The sequence below is a fragment of the Allobosea sp. GW823-FHT01F03 genome (assembly GCF_058798075.1).
Genome location: NZ_CM179505.1, coordinates 4,917,531 through 4,938,737, shown reverse-complemented (window position 1 = coordinate 4,938,737; position 21,207 = coordinate 4,917,531). Strand labels below are relative to the sequence as shown.

Here is a 21,207-nt window from a genome sequence, read left to right as displayed (position 1 = left end):
GCGCCTGCGCCTCTGGGCCCGCCGAGCTTCCGGCAGAAGAGAGGACCTCCCGCCCGCCATGACTTCCCGCATCCTGAACACCGACGAGATGCGCCTGGCGGCGCAGCGCGTCCTGCCACGCGGCATGTTCGAGTTCATCGATCGCGGCACGGAGGGGGAGCTCGCGCTGCGGGCCGCGCGGGCTGCGCTCGATGCAGTGAAGTTCAGCCCGAACGTGCTGGTCGACGTGAGCCGGCGCGACCAGAGCGTCGAACTGTTCGGCTCCAGGCTGCCCTTGCCGATTATCGCGGCACCGACGGGCCTTGCCGGGCTGATGTGGTATCGCGGCGAAATCGAACTGGCCCGGGCGGCGGCGCGGGCCGGCATCCCGTTCTGCGTCTCCACCCAGTCCATCACCTCGATCGGCGACATCGCTGCCGGCGCCGGCGGGAACCTCTGGTTTCAGCTCTACATCCTCAACGACAGGGCGATCACCGAGACCTTCGTCGACGCCGCGCGGGCGGCGGGATCCGACACGCTGATCCTGACCGTGGACACGAGCGTCTCGCCCAAGCGCGAATATAATACTCATAACGGCTTCGGCATCCCGATGGCGCCGAACTGGCGTGCTGCGCTCGATTTCGTCCTGCATCCGCGCTGGTGCCTGAACGTGATGGGGCGCTATCTCGCCGGCTCCGGCATGCCGAGCTACGCGCATTATCCGGACGCCTTTCGCCGCAAGATCACTCGTGCCCCGCTCGGCGACGCCCTGCGCCTGGCCGACGATGTCACCTGGACCGAGATCGCGGCGCTCCGGCGGCGCTGGCCGGGGCGGTTCATCATAAAGGGCATCCTGCGCTGCGATGATGCGCAGCGGGCGCTGGATTGCGGAGCGGACGGCATCGTCGTCTCCAATCATGGCGGACGTAATCTGGATTCCGCCATCGCTCCGGCCTGCGCTCTACCGGAGATCGCTGAGCGCCTCGGCGATCGACTTGTCATCCTGGCGGATGGCAGCGTCCGGCGCGGCAGCGATATCGTCAAGCTGCTCGCCCTCGGCGCCCGGGCGGTGCTCGTCGGGCGCTCGCTTCTCTATGGCGTCGCCATGGGCGGCTGCGATGGCGCCGGCCGCGTCATCGAGATTCTGCGCGACGAGGTCGACCGTACGATGGCCTTCATGGGTTGTTCCTCGCTCGCCGCGCTGGACGGCGATGCGCTCGCAAGGGAGTCATAAGAGAGCCATAGCACCCCCGCCCGAAAGCAGACTTTGCAAAGATCAGCTATGGGTCGATGTCCTGCCGCAGCCGAGTTGCGAACCCGTCTCCGGTCCGCGGCCACTGGAATGGGCAGAAAACCCGACATGGCGCGTCAGAGACAAATGCCAGGCTGGCCGAGATTTTGGCGCGTGACCGCCGGCTGATGATCGCGTGCAATCGGAAGCAAGATTGGCAAGGGGCACCGAAAGCGCGGATATTCCGCGCCATTGGAAAAAACGCTGATTATCCAAAAAGATGGCTGGTGCTGCTGGCAGTTCGAAGCGCACCCGTCTCTGCAGTGAGTTTCCCTGGTAACACGGAAAGAAACAGCGAAAACGCGGAAAATCGGCGTTGTTCAGCCGCGAAGCCGCGGCACTTCCCGAGACAAGTCAGTCAGTTAGCCGAGGCCTTCCCTAGAGCGGGAACAGGGAAACTTCGAGCGCTGATCAGCGACCGCTAGCCGGAGTTGTCGCCAGGAGCAGGGCGCTGCGCGCCCTGAAATAAAAGCCCAACTTGACACCGCAATTCTGGCGCTGCAGATTGCGGCGTCGATTGAGGTTTCAATGTACAAGCGCAACCAGATCAACGAGGTCCTGGTTCAGGCCATCCGGTCGAGCCATTCGCGTTTGGACGACGACACCATTCTGACTCGGGTCAAGCGTCTGCTCGATTTCGATCGAAAGAGCAGGCCGCCGCCAGGAGCAAACACGCCTCCCGGTTTCGCATTCCATGACGGTGAGGCGGCCGGCTCTGGGAGCGATGTTAGCTTCTCGACCTATTCAGTGCTCGCCTTGTTTATCGCCCAGCGCTTGATGAACTGCGGCTTGCCGCAGGGTAGGGCGGTTTCCGTGCTCCGCCGCTTTCGCGAGGTGCTTGAGCAAGAGCACCGCAGAATGAGCGAAGTGGACATCGCTTCGCTGTTCAATATTGAAGGCACGGTTATCGCGGGCGCGAATGCACTCGGCAGGGAGAAGCTCATCGCGAAGGGCAATGTGGTCGAGGACTCTGGGAACATGGTCTTCTTCTGCGTGCATGCGGATCTCGAAGCTGTCGGGGAAGTGACGCGCATGATCGCGGGCAAGGATGGCCCCCGGCCCGACATTATCTGCCGAGGGTGGGAAGAGCTTGAAAAGCGGGTGAAGCTGGATGGCTATTCGAATAGTCCCACACTCGTCGTCGAGCTCATGAATCCCTTCATCCAGCTCAATCACTTGCTGTCGAAGACAGAACCAGCACGCCGCGGCCGCAGGCGCGGCACCTGAAGCCATGACGATCAGCGCGGAGTGTGGAAAATTGAAACCCGATCCTAGCATTCAAATCTCACGACAGATCGAACTTCGCCCGATCGCGTCGCTTCGTCCGTCCGCGCGGAATGCGCGCACTCATTCCAAAGCTCAGGTCGCTCAGATCGCGCGGAGCATCGAGCAGTTCGGCTTCACCAATCCGGTCTTGATCGATGAGAAGGGCGGAGTGCTCGCGGGCCATGGTCGTTTGCGTGCGGCTGCGGAACTGCGGCTTGCAGAAATCCCAACGCTCTGCGTTGCCGGGCTGAGCGCGGCGCAGCGGCGGGCGCTAATGCTGGCCGACAACAAGATCGCCGAGAATGCCGGCTGGGACCGGGACCTGCTCGCGGTCGAAATTGGCGAGCTCACGGGCCTCCTCGACGCAGAGGGGCTGGATATCTCTCTGACCGGTTTCGATGCGGCTGAGATCGATGCGTTAGCTGCCGACCTCGACGACGGACCTGACGCCGATGACCAGATTCCTGCCGCAGGCGAGCCGGCGGTGGAGAAGGGCGATCTCTGGCTGCTCGGCCGTCACCGACTGATCTGCGCTGACGCCCGCGACGAGGACGCCATCGCCAGGCTCATGGATGGGGCACGGGCGCAGATGGTCTTCATCGACCCGCCCTACAACGTGCCCGTCCTCGGCCATGTCCAGGGCCGCGGCGCGATCAAGCACCGGGAATTCGCCTTCGCCTCTGGCGAAATGAGCCGCGACGCTTTCACAGCTTTCCTGACCGAGTGTCTTGCTGTTTGCGAGCGCAACGCCGCCGACGGTTCGATCCACTTTGTCTGCATGGATTGGCGTCATGTCGGCGAGCTGATGGCAGCCGGAACCTCGGTGTTCTCGGAGCTCAAGAATCTCTGCGTCTGGGTGAAGTCCAACGCGGGGCAGGGGAGTTTTTACCGCTCGCAACACGAACTGATCTTCGTCTTCAAGAAGGGCGGGGGCGCGCACGTCAACAATTTTGGGCTTGGGCAGAGCGGGCGAAGCCGCAGCAATGTCTGGCACTATGCCGGCATCAACAGTTTTCGGGCGGGGCGGCTCGATGAGCTGAAGATGCACCCGACGGTGAAGCCGGTCGCGCTGGTTGCCGACGCCATTCGCGATTGCTCGCGTCGCGGCGACGTCGTGCTCGACACCTTCATGGGCTCGGGCACGACGATGATGGCAGCCGAGCGCCTGGGGCGCCGGGCCTTCGGTGTCGAGATCGATCCTGTCTATGTCGACGTCGCAATCCGACGTTGGCTGAAGGTCACGAAGGCCGACGCCATCCTCGCCGACACCGGCGAGACTTACGCCGAGGTCGTGCGCCGCCGGCAGGCCGCACGCGAAATCTCTTCGACAGCTGCGGCACCGCCAGAGTCCTGCCCGGAGCCGGCGCTCTCGGAAGAAGATTCCAGCTGGGTCGATCTTTGCGGAGGTGCGCAATGAGCGATGAGGGTGAAGCCTATCGTGTTGGGCGGGGACGCCCGCCGCTGCATACGCGGTTCGCAGCTGGAAAGAGCGGCAATCCGCGCGGCCGCCCGCGAGGCCGTAAGAGTATCGAGAAGATGCTCAACGAGCTTCTCGATCATAAGGTCTCGATCGGCGTCGGAGACCGCCGCCGTAGTGTGACGAGGCTCGAAGCGATCCTGATGCAGCAGGTTCAAAGCGCCTTGAAGGGCGACCGGAAGGCAGTTGAGTTTCTGCTCGCAGCCCGGTCAGCCGGCGAGACGGCATCGGATCAAGAGCCGGCGACTCCGAGCGCCGAGGACGATCTGATCCTCCAGCGGTTCCTCGATAAACAGGGGAGCAGGAACGATGAGTCTGCATGAAGAAGGCTGGTCGGAACGGTTGGGCCAGCCGGCCGAGCGCAAGCGGCTACTGGAGGCGATCTTGCGTCGAGATTTTGCAAGCTTCGTCGGCAAGGCAGCGACATCGCTCGTTCCCGGCGAGCTTGCCTGGAACTGGCACCTCGACGCCATCTGTCATGCCCTTGAGCAGGTCCGCCTCGGCAAGACACGACGATTGATCATTAACCTGCCGCCGCGTTCACTGAAATCCGTGATCGCCTCGGTTGCCTTCCCCGCGTTTGTAATGGGCCATGATCCGAGTAAGCGCATCATCTGCGTCAGCTACGCTCAGGACCTCGCGACGAAGCACAGCAATGACTTTCGCGCACTAATCGGGAGTGGCTGGTATCAGCGGCTCTTTCCGGGGACGCGCCCTTCGGCCCGCAAGAATACTGAAGCCGAGATTCAGACGACGGGTGGCGGCATGCGCCTCGCAACTTCCGTCGGCGGCACCCTGACCGGGCGTGGCGGCTCGTTGATTATCATCGATGATCCGATCAAACCCGACGACGCCATGTCAGCGACAACCCGCGAGGCTTGCAACAAATGGTACTCAAATACCTTGCTGTCACGGCTCGACAATAAGGTTGACGGGGCGGTGGTGAGCCTCATGCAAAGACTGGAGCAGAATACATTCGCTCGACTGAACGTGCCCGGCTGCTGAGTGGCATCGTCAAGGCGCGTGGCTGGCTGCGAAGGCTGGTGTTCGGAGAAGTGATGAAGGTGACGGAGATTGCCCAAGCGGAGGGCATATCGGAGCGCTCGGTTAGAATGACGCTATCATTGGCCTTTCTGCCACCGTCCCTCATTAAAGCTGCGATCTCGGGTGAATTGCCGCGCCAGCATTCGATCATTCGGCTTGTCGATCCCGAGCTCGCTTGGGCACAAGGGCAGGGCTAGCAGCGGAGAGCGGTCCACTAGCGCCAGTGGACAAAACCGCTCTCGCGGCAGGGCGCTGCGGCTTGGTCGGCGCTGGGATTTCGCCATTTGAGGCGCGGCATCCGAGGATTTCGGGGGCGTTTCCCTTGATCCTTGGAGGTCTCCATGATCGATGCCGTCACAGTCCGCCGGCTGCGTCAGCGGATAGGCCGTGCAGACCGCCAGCGCCAAGAACAAGAAGCAGCTTCTGTTGCCGACCGTCAGCAAGAGCTGGCAATAACTGACGCTTCTGGCCGGACCGGATCGGATCGGGATGGCCGCTCCCCGCCCGGACTATGCTTCAGCGGCGCAGTCTGCCCGCCGGCGCGGCGCAGATCGAGCACCATATGGTGCGCCATCTCCATGGCGAGGGCGCGCCCGAAATCCTCTTCGATGATGGCGAGCGCGAGATCCATACCGGCCGAGGACCAGATCTTGCCGCTGCGCAGGAAGAGCGTGTCCGCATCGACGAGCGTGCCGGTATGCTGCCGGGTCATTTGCTCGGCATAGATCTCCGCCCCCCTCTCAAAGATTGGGACAGCCGGAAAATCCGGTGCGGTTCAATGGCCCCGGAACCAGACACTCCGAGACGGCGGGGATTATGCAGTTAAGGTGACAAGGAGCGAATCTGGGATGAGTCTGCCGTCGGCATCGGGCTGACTGACTTGGACTCGTATATGCCGTCACTATTCTACAAGCACAGCTCGGCTACTCGTTAACAATGGCTCGTAGGAAGCGCCGCGTGCGCTCGTGGGTTGGGCTCGCGAAGAAGGCCCGGGCGGGTGCCTCCTCGACGATCTCGCCGCCGTCGAGCAGCATGGCGCGGCTGCCGACGTTTCTGGCGAAACCGATCTCATGGGTGACGACCACCATGGTCATGCCGTGATCGTGGTGGACCTGTCGGATCACCTGCAGCACTTCCTCGCGCATTTCGGGATCGAGCGCGGAGGTGGGCTCGTCGAACAGCATCAGCGTCGGTTCCATCGCCAGCGCCCGGGCGATGGCGACGCGTTGGCGTTGGCCGCCGGAGAGTTGGAACGGGAAGACGTCAGCCTTCTCCGCCATGCCGACGCGTTCGAGCAACTGCCGCCCGCGGTCGGTCGCGTCGCGCTGGGAGAGACCGAGGATCTTCACGGGCGCGATGGTGATGTTCTGCAGCGCCGTCATGTGCGGGAACAGATTGAAGTTCTGGAACACAAAGCCGGTCGAGAGCCTAATTTTCTGCAGTTCGTCGGCCCGCGCGGTCGAGACCGAGCGCCCGTCCACTGCGATGTCGCCGGAGTTGATCGTTTCCAGCCCGTTGATGCAGCGCAGGAGCGTGCTCTTGCCGCAGCCGCTAGGGCCGCACAGCACCAGCACCTCGCCCTCGGCGACATCTAGCGAGATGCCGTTCAGCACGGGCACCGCACCGTAGGACTTGCGGACGTCGCGGATGCGAATGAAGGCCTGGCGTTCAGCGGCGGGTTCTGTCGCCGCGGTTGCGATCAGATCGGTTGCCATTTTTGCAGCCTTTCGAGCATCCGCATGAGGATCGTGTAACCCCAGATAAGCGCCACGTACAGAACCGCCGCGCCGGTGTAGAATTCGAGCGGCCGGAAGAACTGCACAGTGAGCTCCTGCGCCCGGAACATCACCTCCGGCACGGCGATCAGGACCGTCACGGTGACGTTCTTGATGACGGTGATGTGCACGTTGGTCAGCGAAGGCAGTGTCGCGAAAAAGGCCTGCGGCAACGTAATGTAGCGCATAACCTTCCAGCGCGAGAAGCCGAGCGACTGGGCCGCCTGCACCTGGGTCTGGGGTATGGCCTCAAGGCCGCCCCGAAAGGCTTCGCAAGCCAGCGCGGCGCCGTTCAGCGAGAGCGCGATCACCGAGCTCATGGTGGGGGAGAGCGAGACGCCGGTAAGGATCGGCATGACGTAGTGGATCCAAATCAGCAGCACCACTACGGGCAGCGTGCGGAACAGATCGACAAAGACGACCGAGGCGCCGCGCGCAATCCACAACCGAGACATGCTAAGCGCCGCGAGAGCGACGCCGAGCACGGTGGAGAAAATGATCGCAGGAAAGCTTGTCCACCAGGCGTGCCAGAGGCCGCCGGCGAGATATGGCCCGTAGTCGTTGAGAACGCCGAACTGGAATGTGTAGTTCATGCCCTGGCCGCTCGGAAAGACGAGGAAAATGGAGCCGGTGCTCGCACCGAAAGGCGGCGCACCGGTGGAGGCGCGATCAGCGCGGCCCGGTCGCCAGTTCGGGCGGCAGCTTCCACTTCTCGGCGAGCGTACGGTACAAGCCACGAAGCTGCATGGCGCGCACGTATGTGTTGAGGAACGTGACGAGGTCCGGATCCCCGTAACGGACAGCGTGGTTCATGCTGGTCCATTCGGTCTTGTCCGCCGGGAACCGGATGTTGCGCAGTTCGTCGGGGCGCTCCTCCGCCCGCAGAGCGTTCGAGACCGAGTCACCAATGTAGGCTGTCGAACGGCCTTGCATCACCTCCAGCACGGCGGCGGCGGTGTCGGAGAGCGGATTGACCTTCGCGTTCTTGAAGGTGCGCTGCGCGAATTGCTGAGCGGCAGTTCCGGTCACGACGGAGATGGTGTTGCCGGGCTTGTCGAGATCCTCGAAGCTATTGATGGGGCCCTTCGCCTGCACCATCGCGGTCGAAGACAGGTAGCCGATCGGGTCCGTGAAGGCGACGGCGGTGGCGCGCTCGGGCGTCGCGCCGAGGCCGCTCATGATCACGTCCCACTGCCCGGCTTGCAGACCGGCGACCAGTCCGGCCCAAGTGGTGTTGACGAGCTGGACCTTGATGCCGGTCATCTGCTCGAAATTGCGGATGTCGTCGGCGATGAATCCCTCGTACTCGCCGGACTTCGGGTTCAGCAGGACGAAGCGGTTCCACGGCGCGACGCCGACGACCATCTTCTTTTCCTTGATGATCTTGTCGAGCGTCGGCCCGGCCTGGGCGGGCGAGGCGGTCAGCGCCATGGCGAAGGCAATGGCTCCGGTGACTGCTGCTGCTGCGATGCGTCTGAACATGGTGCTCCCCTTTTTGATTGGGGCGACGTGGCGCCGCCCTTGATGAATGGCCCCGTCAGTGGACGGCGTCGGGCGCCAGGATCGTCTCGAAGCCGACGATCGGCGCGGTCGCGTCCGGATCGATCACGACGTCGAGCACGTAGGGCTTGCCTGCGCTGCGCGCGCGTTTCAGCCCCGCGGCGATCTGCGCCGGATCTGTGATGCGCTCGCCGCCGCACTTGAGCACGTGCCCCAGCTCTGCGAAGTCAATGTCGAGGAAATCGCACTCCAGATAGCGGCCCATGACCTTCTGCTCCCAATGACGCTGGAAGCCGAGCGTGCCGTTGTTGAAGACGACAACCGTGACCTCGACGCCGTAGCGTGCGGCGGTCTCGAGCTCGTTGAAGACGTAGCCGAAGGCTCCGTCGCCGGTGACGCAAACAACGTCGCGCGCTGGATCGGCCATCTTGGCGCCGATCGCGGCCGGCAAGCTCCAGCCGATCCCGCCGGTGCCGCGAGGCGAAAGGATGAAGCGGCCGGCGTGCGGCACGTCAACATGGCTCATGGCCCAGCCGGTGACGTAGCTCGCATCCGTGACGATCAAAGTGCTGTTGTTGCTGCTGTCTGAGATTTCGGCGAGAAGCCGCTCCGGCCGGATCGGAACCTGGGAGGACTTGCCGACGACGTCGAACTCTTCGCGCCAGCTCTTTGCCAGTTCAGCGACCCGCGCTCGCGCTGCCCCGTCTGTCCGGGCGAGGCCCTGCTCGGCGCAGTGCGCGAGGAGGTCGCGCAGCGTGTCGCGCACGTCGCCGACCATCGGCACGTCGGTCGGGAAGTTGCGGCCGATCTCCACCGGATCGATGTCGAGATGGATCAGCTTCGTGCCGGGCTTCGGCAGCGACCAGTCGCTGTAGCAGATCTGCCCGGTGCGCGAGCCGAGCACGAAGACGAGGTCGGCCTCGGCGAAGAGCGTGTTCGGGATGATCCCACGCCCATAGCGGCCGCCGGTCGTCGAACCCAGCGGCCCGGCCGCCAGCGGATGGGAATCGGCAATGGCGCCGCGACCGGTCATCGTCGTCGCGACCGGCATGTCGAACAACTCGGCCAGCAGCCGCACCTCCTCCTCCGCACCGGAGATGATCGCGCCGCCGCCGGCGATCAGCAGCGGCCGGCGGGCGCCGGTGAGCAGCTCCGCCGCCTGCGCGATCGCCTCACGGCTCGCCCGCACGCGGTTGGCCGGGAAATGAGTGTAGGCTACCTCCGCGTGTACCGCCGCTTCGGTCTCGGTTGCCATGACGTCACCGGGACAGAGCAGCACGACCGGGCCGGGGCGGCCCGTGGTCGCAATCCGGAAAGCCTTGCGGACCGCGTCGCCGACCTGCTCGGGCAGGTCGATGCGGATGACTTCTTTGACGTAGGGCCCGAGCGCGCCGGCATGGTCGAGCGCGCTGCTCGCATGCTTGTTCTTCAGGCGCAGCGCATGGTCTTGCACCAGCGCGATTACCGGAACGGAGGAGCGCTGCGCCTCGAGCAGGCCCGTGATCAGGTTGGTTGCTCCAGGGCCGAAGGTGGCCGCGCAGACGCCGGGGCGGCCGGTCACCTGGGCATAGCCATGGGCCATGATTGCCGCATGCTTCTCATCGCGCACGGTCACGATGCGCGTGAACGCGCGGTCGACGGCATGGAAGACGTGGATCGGGTCTTCCATGCCGAACAGGCAGGTTACGCCGTAACTCTTCAGCGTCGCGTAGAGCAGCGCCCCACCTGTGCTTCGCATGGCCGTCTCCGTTGACATCTTGATTATGTTGCGTATTATGCAACGTGTTGCATAATCATAGTGACGTTGGTGTCGTGCCGCGTCAAGACGAGAAATCGAACGCGGATGAAATCGATCGAGAAGGCCGTCTCGGCCCTGCGGCTTATGGTGGATTCGGGTGGAGAGCTTCGGGTCGGCGACGTCAGTCGCCACCTCAAGGTCAACCGCAGCACGGCCTCGCGGCTGCTTGCCTCGCTGGCTTCCGGCGGGCTGATAGAGCAGGATCCTGTCAGCCAGCGCTACGGCGCCGGCATGCTCTCGGTCGAGCTCGCGGCGAATTTCCACCGCCGATTCGACGTGGTCGAGCAGGCGCAGAAGGAAATGGATTCTCTGGCGCGGGAGATCGGGCACACCGTTTGGCTCGGCGTGCTGTCCGGAACCGAGGTGGTGGTGCTGAAGACCGCGCGCGGCTCGCAGCCGATCCAGTTCGCGGTCGAGCCGGGCCATCGGCTGCCGGCGCACGCGGCGGCGATGGGCAAGGCGCTGCTCGCGCTGAAGCCCGACTCCGAAGTATGCGAACTCTTCAAAGATGCGCTGCCCGCCGCCACCAAACAGACGGTGGCGACTTTGGAGCGTTTGCAGACGGAGATCGTGCAGACAAGGCTGCGCGGCTACGGCGTCTCTGACCAAGAACTGTTTGAAGGCGTCAAGGCGATCTCGATCGCGCTGGAAAGCCCCCACGGTTCGCCCATCGCCGTCAGCGTATCGTATCCGCTGTTCACAATCGAGAATGGCAACGATCAGCAGATCGCCGAGGCTCTTCTGAGCTTCGGCCGTCGGTTCGGCGCTCGGATCGGGGACGTTCGCTGGACCCGTTAGAACGAGACAGCATCAACCCTCAAATCTATATCAGTGCTCGGCCGCCCTTCTTCCAGGTACTCGCGTTTGATCCACCCCCGTTGAATTAGTCCACGCTGAAGTATGATGGTGTGGAACGGCTCCGCTTTGCGGCATCGCTGACGCCGGACAGCGGCCGGGGCGCGGTCTACTAGCGCCATCAGCGGACCCAAGCTCAATGCCAGAAAGCAGACCTCATTTCTGTGTTGACGGCGGGCAAGGCTCTAAGTGATCGGGTCCGGCGCTTATCAAGGACGCGCCGTGTGCTGCAGAGGCGACGACCTCTGTTCGGCTTCCCCCAGCAAGACCGAGCAGAAGCATGGAATTTTTACCGGACGCTGCAAAGCGTAGCAGCCGCAAACCGGGAAGGCTTCTGCCCATGCTTCGCATAGTCTGTATCATTGCCGTGCTACTTGGGATCGTGCCCGCCGCTTTGGCGCAAACGGCCGCTCCCATCGCCGTCGCCTCCGGTGTGACCTATGAATTCCTGGCGCGCTGGGACGTCGACAAGCTCAACCAAGTTCTGATGATCGATACGCCCGCCTTTGCCGGTGTTCCGGCGAGCTATACCCCAGCGCGAAATGCGGTGAAGCTCTACCGTGTCCGCTATCCCTCGGTCGTTCCTGAGCGCGGCAACAAGCCGACGGTCGCAACCGGTCTGGTCGCGGTGCCGGATACGGGTGGATCGAGCTTTCCGCTGGTCTCCTATCAGCATGGCACCGTCTATGGAAAGCAGCAGGTTCCGTCCTTCGCCGACCAATCGCCGGAAACGCAGCTCATGCTCGCGCAGTTCGCGGGGCAGGGCTATGTCCTGATCGGCGCCGACTATTTCGGTTTGGGAGAATCCAGCGAATCTGAGGGATACATGGTGAAGGCCAGCCACCAGCAGGCGACCTACGACATGCTGATGGCGGCGCGAGCGGTCCTTGCCGATCTCAAGATCGCGACACCGAAGCTCTTTCTCGCCGGCTGGTCGCAGGGCGGCTTCGTTACGCTGGCCATGCTGGAGAAGTTGGAGAGTAAAAAGGTGCCGGTTACGGCTGCCGTTACGGCCAGCGCGCCCGCCGACATCTTCGTCGCCCTCAACGGCTTCCTGAATTTCCCTCGTAAGATCGATGCCGACTGGGTGCCGACGCTCTTCATCCTCTCGGCCTTCTCTTTCGAGAACTACTACGGAGTTCCCGGCCTCGCCCGCTCGGTACTCACCGACGAATATTATGAGCTCTCGCGTAAGGCTTATGAAAGGCTACCCTTCGATGCCAGCCAGGTGCCGACGGAGCTCAGCAAGATCGTTCGGCCCGAATATTTCGACGCCCGGTTCTTCGCCAGCTCGGCCTATGGGCGGCTCGTCGCCGCCACGCAGGCCTACCGCTGGGTGGTTAAGACGCCGGTCAAGACCTTCTATGGCGAGACGGACGAGGCGATCCGTACCGAACTCGGCCAGTTGCCAATGACCTACCAGAAGGCACTCGGCAATGATCGCGTCAAGGCGATCTCGACCGGCGATACAAGCCACCGCGGCACCTTCGCCAAGGCCGTGCCGCAATGGAAGAGCTGGTTCGATAGACTGTGAAACGCATAAGCGTTTCACCAGTTCTTAGCCGCGTAGCGCCGATACCGTTGAAAAAGTCGTCGTTGCCGCGGGTATGAAGTCCTGATTCAGTCGTCCTAGGATACAGGGCGGCGCGATGATGGGCGAACGGCAGGTGGCGCAGGAGGCGCTCTTCTACGAGTTCAGCCTGGAGCGTCACATCCCGGCCGACCATTGGGTGCGCGCCATCGACCGGTTCGTCGATCTCTCGGAGATCCGCGGGCATCTGCGTCCCTTCTACAGCGAGACGGGACGGCCCTCGATTGATCCGGAACTGATGATCCGGATGCTGCTCATCGACTACTGCTTCGGCATCCGCTCCGAGCGCCGCCTGTGCGAAGAGGTTCACCTGAATCTCGCCTATCGTTTGGTTCTGCCGGCTCGGGCCCGAAGGCGACGTGCCCGATCACTCGACCTTCCCGAAGAACCGGCATGGTCGCTTCCGTGAGAGCGACCTTCTGAGGGAGCTGTTCGAGGCGACCGTCCGGTGCTGCATCACGGAAGGGCTTGTCGGCGGCGAAGGCTTTGCCGTCGACGCCAGCCTGATCAGGGCCGATGCCAACAAGCAGCGCTCTGCGGAGGCCTCAGAGCCTATCGACTGGGACGATCTCGGCCGGACACGGCGCTCGGTGCGCGAGTATCTCGACACGCTCGATGAAGCCGCCTAGGGCGCAGCCAGCGAGGCCAAGCCGAAGTTCGTCTCACGCTCCGATCCGGCCGCGCAATGGACCGGAGCCCTGAAGGGCCATGGCTTCTTCGCCTACGCCACCAACTTATGTGATCGATCTCGATCACGCCGTCATCGTCGATGTCGAAGCCAGTCGCGCCATCCGGCAGGCCGAGGTCGGCTCGGCCCGCACCATGCTCGACCGAACGCAGGAGCGCTTTGGCCTCTGGCCCGCGAGGCTCCCCGCCGATAGCGCCTATGGCTCGGCCGAGAACTTCGCTTGGCTGGTCCATGAGCGTGGGATCGAGCCGCATATCCCGGTGTTCGACAAATCCCAGCGCAGCGACGGCACCTTCAGCCGCTCCGACTTCAGGCCAGCGAAGCGGACCCCGGCAATCCCCGTTATGCCTTCGTCCATGGGGTGGCGCTACGCTCCGCAGGCCGAGCGCAGCAGGCGCGATCCGTCCTGGAGGCGAACCTCTCGCGTCATCCCGGCCATGTCGACACGGCGGTCGCGCTGCTCCAGGACGCCCTCCAGAGCCGCGAAAATGGCCGCGCCGCCGAACTCGCGAAGCGGCTGACGGCCCTGCGGCCTGACGACCGGCGCTTCGAGGGCATCAGGCGCGACCTCAACCGCTGACGGCGCTGTTTCGCAGACATTCTCTGTAAACGCGGCGCTCTGCGCCATGAGACGACGTTGGCATATTCGCCGATAAGCGGACGTTCGCCTTGGGTTGCTGACAGCTTCTTCAGGTAGGCAGCCATTCGCTTGCATTAAGGCATTGTATCCGTTAACTTGGATATATGGATAATTCTAAAGTCATCTCCGCTATGGCCGCCCTAGCGCAGCCGACCCGGCTCGACACGTTCAAGCTGCTGGTCAACCGTGAACCGGAAGGCGTCCCCGCCGGCGAGCTCGCACGGCTGATCGAGGTGCCCCAGAACACGATGTCGGCCCATCTCGCGGTCTTGGCTAGAGCAGGCCTCATCACGGGCGAGCGCCGGAGCCGCTCGATCATCTACCGCGCCGACCTGGACGGCTTCCGAGCTGTCATTGCCTTCCTGCTGAAGGATTGCTGCGGCGGTCGCGCCGCCCTCTGCCAGCCCCTCATCGACGAACTCGTTCCCTGCTGCCCACCGATGGTCACAACCGATGCCTGATCGCATCTACAACGTGCTGTTCCTCTGCACCCACAATTCCGCTCGGTCGATCATGGCCGAGGCGTTGCTCAACCATCTAGGCCAAGGTCGTTTCCGCGCCTTCTCCGCCGGCAGCGAGGGCGGCGGGGGGCCGAAGCCGATGGCGATCAAGGTCCTCGAAGCCGAAGGCATCTCCACCGATGGCCTGTTGTCGAAGACCTGGGACGTCTTCGCGAAGCCAGACGCCCCGGTCATGGATCTCGTCATCACGGTCTGCGACCAGGCCGCCGGCGAGGCGTGCCCGCATTGGCCCGGGCAGCCAATCACGGCGCACTGGGGCATCGAGGACCCGTCCCATGTGCAGGGCAATGACATCGAGCGCGAACGCGCCTTCGTGACCGCGCTCCGCTACCTGAGGAACCGGATCGGCGTGCTCCTCTCCCTTCCGATGGCGAGCCTAGACCAGATGGCGCTTACGCATCGGGTCCGCGGCATCGGCGAGCTGGAAGGGACGACCGGTCGTGGTCCAGAGGTCGCGTGATGGACGTCGTCGTCTACCACAATCCCGCCTGCGGGACGTCCCGCAACGCGCTGGCCATGATCCGTAGGGCGGGGATCGACCCGATGGTCGTTCCCTATCTCGACGAGCCGCCGACCAAGGAGCGGCTCCGCGAGTTGTCCCACCAGTCGGGCCTGACGGTGCGCGAGATGATCCGCGAGAAGGGCACCCCGTTCGCGGAGCTGGGGCTCGACCGCCCGTCCGTCGACGACGAAGCCCTGCTCGACGCGATGGTGGCGAACCCGATCCTGATCAACCGCCCGATGGTCTTGACGCCGACGCGGGCCAAGCTCTGCCGGCCCAGCGAGACCGTGCTCGACCTGCTGGAGGACTGGCCGCGCGAGGACTTCGTCAAGGACGACGGCACGCCCTTCCTGGAGAGCGTCCGCATCCCCGGCAGCTCGGACGACCTGCGCGACGCGCTCGCCGCCGCGAGCCTGCCGACCGGCGACCTTGAGGAGCCCGGCAAGACGTTCTTCCGGTTCCAGCTGCTGGGCGGCCTTGTCGTCGGCTACGGCGGCTACGAGGTCCAAGGCCGCGACGCCCTGCTGCGGTCCGTCTGCCGGACGGAGCGGTCGGCGAAGGGCGTCGGCCCGAACCTGGTGCAGCTGCTGATGTCGCGGGCCTTCGACGACGGGGCGCGCCACGCTTTCGTCCTGACCGAGGGCGCGGCCAAGTTCTTCCGCGGCATCGGCTTCGTCGATACCGACCGCGCGACTGCCCCGGAGGCGATCCGCTCGACGCGCCAGGCGCTGGAGCTCTGCCCGGCCTCGGCGTCCCTCCTGTCCCGCAGGATCGCCCTCTGAGATGTCCACCTTCGAACGCTACCTGACCCTTTGGGTCGCGCTGTGCATCGTCGCCGGCGTCGCAATGGGGCATCTGTTCCCGGCCGCCTTCCAACTCGTCGGCGCCATGGAGATCGCCAAGGTCAACCTGCCGATGGCGGTCCTGATCTGGCTGATGATCGTCCCGATGCTGCTCAAGATCGACTTCGCCGCGCTGCGCCATGTCGGCCGGCATTGGAGGGGTATCAGCGTCACGCTGTTCGTGAACTGGGCGATCAAACCGTTCTCCATGGCCCTGCTGGGCTGGCTCTTCATCGGCGGGCTGTTCCGGCCGAGCCTGCCCACCGACCAGATCGATTCCTACATCGCCGGACTGATCATCCTGGCTGCGGCGCCCTGCACGGCGATGGTCTTCGTCTGGTCGAACCTCATCAGGGGCGAGCCTCACTTCACGCTCAGCCAGGTCGCCCTGAACGACGCCATCATGGTAGTCGCCTTCGCGCCGATCGTCGGCCTTCTGCTCGGCCTGTCCGCCATCACGGTGCCCTGGGGCACGCTGACGCTGTCGGTCGCCCTCTACATCGTGGTGCCCGTGATCGCGTCGCAGCTCATTCGCAGGTCGCTCCTGGCCTCGGGAGGCGAGCCGGCCCTGAAGCGCCTGCTCGACCGGCTGTCGCCGGTCTCACTCGTGGCGCTGCTTGCCACGCTCGTGATGCTCTTCGGCTTCCAGGGCGAGCAGATCGTCGCGCAGCCCTCGATCATCGCGATCCTGGCGGTCCCGATCCTGATCCAGGTCTACTTCAATTCCGGGCTGGCCTACTGGATGAACCGCGTCGCTGGCGAGCGGCATTGCGTTGCGGGCCCCTCGGCGCTGATCGGGGCCTCGAACTTCTTCGAGCTGGCCGTCGCCGCCGCGATCAGCCTGTTCGGCTTCAACTCCGGCGCCGCTCTGGCCACGGTCGTCGGCGTACTGATCGAGGTGCCGGTCATGCTCTCGGTGGTGTGGATCGTGAACCGCTCGAAGGGCTGGTATGAACGCGGGGCGCGGGTGCCGGCGGATGTCTGACCAGCGGCTCGTCGTCGGGGCGCTGGGGATCACGCAGATCCTGGCCTGGGGTTCGTCGACCTACCTGCCGGCGGTCCTGAACGCGCCGGTCGTCGCCGACACCGGATGGCCGCTCGCATGGGTGGCCGGCGGCCTATCCGCTGGCCAACTCATGGCCGCCGCGGTCTCGCCCAAGGTCGGGCGGGCCGTCGGCGACCTCGGCGGCCGCACCGTTCTGGCGATATCTGCGCTCCTGCTCGCCATCGGGTTGGCGACCATCGGGGCTGCACCTAATCTGGTGGTCTACGTCGTCGGTTGGGCCATCATCGGCGCGGGCATGGGCGCCGGTCTCTACGACGCCGCTTTCGCTACCCTCGGGACCATCTATGGCCAGTCCGCTCGGAGCGCGATCACGACCCTGACCCTCTACGGCGGCTTCGCGAGCACGGTCTGCTGGCCGCTATCAGCCGTCCTCGTTGAAAGATATGGATGGCGCTCGGCCTGTTTCGTCTACGCCGGGATCCAGCTGTTCGTGTCCTTGCCGCTCCTGCTGGCGACCCTGCCGCGCAGGCAGGTGGCCGACATCACCACGGCCCGGTCCGGTATCGCGCCCGCAGCGGTCGGCGGGCGCCGTCGTCTCCAGCTGGTCCTGCTGACCATCGCTTTGCCCCTAAGCGCCTTCGTCTCGTCGGTGGTGGCGGTCCAACTACTCACTTTGCTCCAAGCCGCGGGTGCGACGCTGGCCGTGGCGGTCGGCTACGGCATGCTGATCGGCCCGGCCCAGGTCGGCGGCCGCATCGTTGAGATGACGGTCGGCAAGCGGTTCGACGCACTGTGGACACTGCTGTCCGGCGCCTTCCTCATCGCACTCGGCCTGATCCTGATCCTGATCTGGACTGGCCTGCCGATCCTGGCACTGGCAATCGTCGTCTACGGTGCCGGCAACGGTGTCTGGTCCATTGCCCGCGGGGCCGTGCCGCTCGCCCTGTTCGGACGCGACGATTACGCCGCCGTCATGGGCAGGCTCGCACGCCCGGCCCTGCTTGCTTCCGCGGCCGCCCCTTTCGCCGCCGGCGTCATGTTCGAGCGCGGCGGCGTGAACCTCAGCCAATCCATCCTCGCGATCCTCGCCACGCTCGACGTCGCCGTCGTCGCGGCGCTGGTCGCGGTCACGCTGCGCAGAAAGCCCGACCTCGCATGACCGATCTCCCCAACGTCGATCTCGATCGCCTCGTCGCACCGGATCTCGGCCGGCTGGAGCCAACGGAGCGTGCCTCGCACCCGCCGCGCATCCTCCTGCTCTACGGATCGCTTCGAGCGCGCTCCTACAGCCGGCTGCTGACGCTGGAGGCCGAACGCGTCCTCCAGCATCTCGGCGCCGAAACGCGGGTCTTCGATCCCGCCGGTCTGCCGATGCCGGACAGCGCGCCGGTGGATCATCCCAAAGTGAAGGAACTCCGGCAACTCGCCTTGTGGTCCGAGGGCCAGGTCTGGTGCAGCCCGGAGCGTCACGGCACGATCACCGGCGTCTTCAAGAGCCAGATCGACTGGATCCCGCTAGAGCTGGGCTCTGTCCGTCCGACGCAAGGGCGAACGCTGGCCCTCATGCAGGTCTCGGGCGGGTCGCAGTCGTTCAATGCCGTCAATGCGCTGCGCGTGCTGGGACGCTGGATGCGGATGCTGACGATCCCAAACCAGTCCTCAGTCGCCAAGGCCTATCAGGAGTTCGACGAGGCAGGGCGCATGAAGCCCTCGGCGTACTACGATCGGGTCGTCGACGTGATGGAGGAACTCGTCCGCTTCACGCTGCTGACCCGTGACCGCTCGGACTATCTGACGACGCGGTATAGTGAGCGGAAGACGACGGCCAAGGCGCCCGTGACGTCGCTGTAGTCCGAACAGATGCCGCATGTCAAACACGACGGCTGCGCCACGAGCGGACGCTGGAGACTTGTCCTGGAGCGGACATTACATATCAGCAGGCTGAACGGCCTATTTCGCACCGAGGCGGATTCATCGAAGTCCTGCAGTCAGGCAGTTAAGCAGTTGCCGCTCGATCGGCGGTTGTGCCGCGCGATCTGGTGGTTATAACGCTCCCACTAACTCGGACCCGGTGAAATCCCGGGTGGCTCTTCCGGCCGCCGATCCGCCGGACCACGCAACAGGCCTCTCCGTCGCTTTTCGTGCCCGCCTCATCAGCCGGCCGCCGACGCTGCCTTGCGAGACCACCATGCTCATCCCCACCCTTCGGCGCGAATGGCTGACCAATCCACCACGCGAACTCTTGGCCGGCGCGGTCGCCACCTTCGCCCTCATTCCCGAGGTCATCGCCTTTTCCTTCGCGGCGGGCGTCGATCCGCAGGTCGGCCTGTTCGGCTCCTTCGTTATCGGCATCGTCATCGCCTTCACGGGCGGGCGCCCGGCCATGGTCTCGGCCGCCGCGGGCTCCGTCGCGCTGGTCGCGGCGCCGCTCGTCGCCTCGCACGGCCTGTCCTATCTGCTGGCGGCGGGCCTGCTGGCGGGGCTGCTCCAGATCGTCTTCGGCGTGCTGCGGCTGGGGGTGCTGATGCGCTTCGTCTCGCAATCGGTCCGCACCGGCTTCGTCAACGCGCTGGCGATCCTGATCTTCGCCGCGCAGATGCCGCATCTGATGGGCGAGGCCTGGCAGACCTATGCGGTCTTCGCCGCCGGACTTGCGATCATCTATGGCGTGCCGCGCCTGACGACGGCAATCCCGTCGCCGCTGGTCGCCATCGCCGTGCTGACTGTGGCGGCGAGCCTGCTGCATCTGCCGGTCAAGACGGTGGCCGATCTCGGCCTCCTGCCCAGCTCGCTGCCGAGCTTCGCCTGGCCGACCGTGCCGCTCTCCTGGGAGACGCTGCGCATCATCGCCGGCCCTGCGGTTGCGATTGCAATGGTCGGCCTGCTGGAATCGCTGATGACGGCGACCGTTGTCGATGACCTCACCAAGACGCCGAGCCACAAGAACCGTGAATGCACCGGCCTCGGCCTCGCCAACATGGCGGCCAGCTTGTTCGGCGGCATCGCCGGCTGCGGCATGATCGGACAGACCGTCAGCAACGTGAAGTATGGCGGGCGCGGCCGGCTCTCGACGCTGTTTGCCGGCGCCTTCCTGCTCGTGCTGATGGTGGCGTTGAAGCCCTGGGTCTCGCAGGTGCCGGTCGCGGTGCTGGTCGCGATCATGGTGATGGTCTCGGTCGACACATTCAACTGGTCGTCCGTGAAGGCGGTCGTCGCCCATCCCCGCATGTCGAGCACGGTCATGCTGGCGACGGTGGCGGTGACGGTGGTGAGCCATAATCTGGCGCTGGGCGTCCTCGTCGGCGTCCTGCTCAGCGGCGTCTTCTTCACCTTCAAGGTCGCGAGGCTGATGCAGGTCAGGCCTGAGCCCGATGCCGCGACGGGCAGGCTGACCTATCACGTCACCGGCCAGGTCTTCTTCGCCTCGGCCGATGCATTCATCGAGGCCTTCGATCTCGGGGCGCACGACGAGACCAGCGTGCGCATCGATGTCAGCCAGGCGCATTTCTGGGACGTGACGGCGGTTGCCGCGCTCGACAAGGTCGTCGGCCGCTACCGTGCCAACGATATTCCCGTCGAGGTCGCGGGCATGAACCAAGCCACCGCAACGATCGTCGATCGCCTAACAATCCACGACAAGCGACGACCGGCGCTCTCAGAACGCTAGTCGCGTTCGTATCACGCACCTAGCCCGGTTTCGCGCGGATGCCGGGAGTGACGAACGACGCTGGCTGGGGCGAGATGCGCCACAAGCGGGCATTGTGCGACCGCCTGATTCCGGACGTTTCCGATAAAATCGGTGCTCTCTTCCCGTGATGCTGACGGCCTATCTGCAACGGCGATCAAGCGCTAGGGATAAAGCGCGCAATTCTATTCAATGCGACGCAACAACTGCTGCTGCGAGCCTGAAAGCACATGATGTCGAAGCTGGTTGTTTGATCGTCGAAGACGAGCAGCTGCTCCGGATGGACGCAGCGAACTTCATTGCGGAGGCCGGCTTCGAGGTGGTCGAGACTGCCCATGCTGAAGAAGCCCTCACCATCCTGACGAACCGCCATGACATCGCGGTCGTGTCGCGCCCGGTGAAGCCATCTGCCGGCGAGTGTTCGCTATCTGAAGAAGCCTTATCGGTCAGGCGACGAGATGGAGGCCTTTCAAACGGCGGCCTGACTAGTCGGCAATCAGCGTCTCGGGGTACGAAGCCAACCCCGACGATTTCGCCCGCGGAATCCGAATGAACTCTTTGGCCGAAGACGCCGGCCCCATCGTCGCCTACCCCTGCCAACGCTGATGACGCTATCAGTCAGCACCGAACCAAAGCCCCGGTCTTGGGCACAACATTTTGGCGGCCGACGCAGGTCAATGCGATACGACTGCGAAAGCGAGTGCCATAGCTGCAATAAGACCGGCGTAAGCGAGCCAGATCGGGTAT

Annotated in this window: 20 protein-coding genes, 1 pseudogene and 1 other annotated feature; of the genes and pseudogenes, 16 read left to right on the top strand and 5 right to left on the bottom strand. The window is 64.5% G+C overall.

The features are described from left to right. The first annotated feature begins 58 nt into the window (after window positions 1-58). The 5 genes from AC3RCC_RS23645 (at window position 59) to AC3RCC_RS23625 (ending at window position 5,018) form a co-directional block, all read left to right on the top strand. On the top strand, window positions 59-1,213 hold the full coding sequence (locus AC3RCC_RS23645; RefSeq protein ID WP_492256796.1) for an alpha-hydroxy acid oxidase: 1,155 nt from the start codon (window positions 59-61) through the stop codon (window positions 1,211-1,213). Between the two features lie 585 nt (window positions 1,214-1,798). Beyond that, a complete protein-coding gene (locus tag AC3RCC_RS23640) occupies window positions 1,799-2,497 on the top strand; it encodes a hypothetical protein (RefSeq protein ID WP_492256795.1) in 699 nt (232 codons plus the stop codon). Window positions 2,498-2,501: 4 nt separating this feature from the next. Beyond that, a complete protein-coding gene (locus AC3RCC_RS23635) occupies window positions 2,502-3,953 on the top strand; it encodes a site-specific DNA-methyltransferase (protein ID WP_492256794.1) in 1,452 nt (483 codons plus the stop codon). After that, on the top strand, window positions 3,950-4,336 hold the full coding sequence (locus AC3RCC_RS23630) for a DUF5681 domain-containing protein (RefSeq protein ID WP_492256793.1): 387 nt from the start codon (window positions 3,950-3,952) through the stop codon (window positions 4,334-4,336). The genes AC3RCC_RS23635 and AC3RCC_RS23630 overlap by 4 nt, the downstream gene beginning before the upstream one ends. Beyond that, on the top strand, window positions 4,323-5,018 hold the full coding sequence (locus tag AC3RCC_RS23625; protein ID WP_492256792.1) for a hypothetical protein: 696 nt from the start codon (window positions 4,323-4,325) through the stop codon (window positions 5,016-5,018). Before AC3RCC_RS23630 ends, AC3RCC_RS23625 begins: the two co-directional genes overlap by 14 nt. A 475-nt stretch (window positions 5,019-5,493) precedes the next feature. Here the strand turns inward: AC3RCC_RS23625 and AC3RCC_RS23620 are convergent, their stop codons facing one another. From AC3RCC_RS23620 to AC3RCC_RS23600, 5 genes are all read right to left on the bottom strand, one after another. After that, window positions 5,494-5,769 carry a hypothetical protein gene (locus tag AC3RCC_RS23620; protein WP_492256791.1) on the bottom strand — a complete coding sequence of 92 codons (276 nt, stop codon included), beginning with the start codon at window positions 5,767-5,769 and terminating at the stop codon, window positions 5,494-5,496. A 211-nt stretch (window positions 5,770-5,980) separates the two neighbouring features. Further along, window positions 5,981-6,772 carry an amino acid ABC transporter ATP-binding protein gene (locus AC3RCC_RS23615; protein ID WP_492256790.1) on the bottom strand — a complete coding sequence of 264 codons (792 nt, stop codon included), beginning with the start codon at window positions 6,770-6,772 and terminating at the stop codon, window positions 5,981-5,983. After that, window positions 6,757-7,425 (bottom strand): amino acid ABC transporter permease, encoded by a 669-nt coding sequence (locus tag AC3RCC_RS23610; RefSeq protein WP_492256789.1) that lies wholly within the window; start codon window positions 7,423-7,425, stop codon window positions 6,757-6,759. The genes AC3RCC_RS23615 and AC3RCC_RS23610 overlap by 16 nt, the downstream gene beginning before the upstream one ends. A 76-nt stretch (window positions 7,426-7,501) precedes the next feature. Further along, on the bottom strand, window positions 7,502-8,263 hold the full coding sequence (locus AC3RCC_RS23605) for a transporter substrate-binding domain-containing protein (RefSeq protein WP_492256788.1): 762 nt from the start codon (window positions 8,261-8,263) through the stop codon (window positions 7,502-7,504). Between the two features lie 106 nt (window positions 8,264-8,369). Continuing rightward, on the bottom strand, window positions 8,370-10,070 hold the full coding sequence (locus AC3RCC_RS23600) for a thiamine pyrophosphate-binding protein (protein WP_492258823.1): 1,701 nt from the start codon (window positions 10,068-10,070) through the stop codon (window positions 8,370-8,372). Window positions 10,071-10,175: 105 nt separating this feature from the next. Between AC3RCC_RS23600 and AC3RCC_RS23595 the strand changes: the two genes are divergently transcribed. From AC3RCC_RS23595 to AC3RCC_RS23545, 11 genes and pseudogenes are all read left to right on the top strand, one after another. After that, complete coding sequence (locus AC3RCC_RS23595) at window positions 10,176-10,928, top strand: IclR family transcriptional regulator (RefSeq protein WP_492256787.1); 753 nt, start codon at window positions 10,176-10,178, stop codon at window positions 10,926-10,928. A 397-nt stretch (window positions 10,929-11,325) separates the two neighbouring features. Continuing rightward, window positions 11,326-12,519: an alpha/beta hydrolase family protein gene (locus AC3RCC_RS23590; RefSeq protein ID WP_492256786.1), complete on the top strand. Its 1,194-nt coding sequence runs from the start codon at window positions 11,326-11,328 to the stop codon at window positions 12,517-12,519. 115 nt (window positions 12,520-12,634) lie between these two features. Then, window positions 12,635-13,575, top strand: a pseudogene (locus tag AC3RCC_RS23585) (transposase); the annotation flags it as partial. 433 nt (window positions 13,576-14,008) lie between these two features. Then, window positions 14,009-14,365 (top strand): ArsR/SmtB family transcription factor, encoded by a 357-nt coding sequence (locus AC3RCC_RS23580; RefSeq protein ID WP_492256785.1) that lies wholly within the window; start codon window positions 14,009-14,011, stop codon window positions 14,363-14,365. Beyond that, window positions 14,358-14,885, top strand: coding sequence for an arsenate reductase ArsC (locus AC3RCC_RS23575; RefSeq protein WP_452118691.1), 528 nt, complete (start codon window positions 14,358-14,360; stop codon window positions 14,883-14,885). The genes AC3RCC_RS23580 and AC3RCC_RS23575 overlap by 8 nt, the downstream gene beginning before the upstream one ends. Beyond that, on the top strand, window positions 14,885-15,709 hold the full coding sequence (gene arsC / locus AC3RCC_RS23570) for an arsenate reductase (glutaredoxin) (protein WP_492256784.1): 825 nt from the start codon (window positions 14,885-14,887) through the stop codon (window positions 15,707-15,709). The genes AC3RCC_RS23575 and arsC overlap by 1 nt, the downstream gene beginning before the upstream one ends. Window position 15,710: 1 nt before the next feature. Beyond that, a complete protein-coding gene (arsB, locus tag AC3RCC_RS23565; protein ID WP_492256783.1) occupies window positions 15,711-16,754 on the top strand; it encodes an ACR3 family arsenite efflux transporter in 1,044 nt (347 codons plus the stop codon). Then, window positions 16,747-17,934, top strand: coding sequence for an MFS transporter (locus AC3RCC_RS23560; RefSeq protein ID WP_492256782.1), 1,188 nt, complete (start codon window positions 16,747-16,749; stop codon window positions 17,932-17,934). Before arsB ends, AC3RCC_RS23560 begins: the two co-directional genes overlap by 8 nt. Beyond that, window positions 17,931-18,626, top strand: a complete 696-nt coding sequence (arsH, locus tag AC3RCC_RS23555) for an arsenical resistance protein ArsH (protein WP_492256781.1) — start codon at window positions 17,931-17,933, stop codon at window positions 18,624-18,626. The genes AC3RCC_RS23560 and arsH overlap by 4 nt, the downstream gene beginning before the upstream one ends. A gap of 210 nt (window positions 18,627-18,836) precedes the next feature. Further along, window positions 18,837-18,892: a sequence feature (sul1 is cis-regulatory element that is thought to sense ions involved in sulfur or methionine metabolism; They are found in Alphaproteobacteria), on the top strand. Window positions 18,893-18,963: 71 nt separating this feature from the next. Continuing rightward, complete coding sequence (locus AC3RCC_RS23550) at window positions 18,964-20,442, top strand: SulP family inorganic anion transporter (RefSeq protein WP_492256780.1); 1,479 nt, start codon at window positions 18,964-18,966, stop codon at window positions 20,440-20,442. Window positions 20,443-20,590: 148 nt separating this feature from the next. After that, a complete protein-coding gene (locus tag AC3RCC_RS23545; protein ID WP_492256779.1) occupies window positions 20,591-21,013 on the top strand; it encodes a response regulator transcription factor in 423 nt (140 codons plus the stop codon). The last annotated feature ends 194 nt before the right edge of the window (window positions 21,014-21,207 follow it).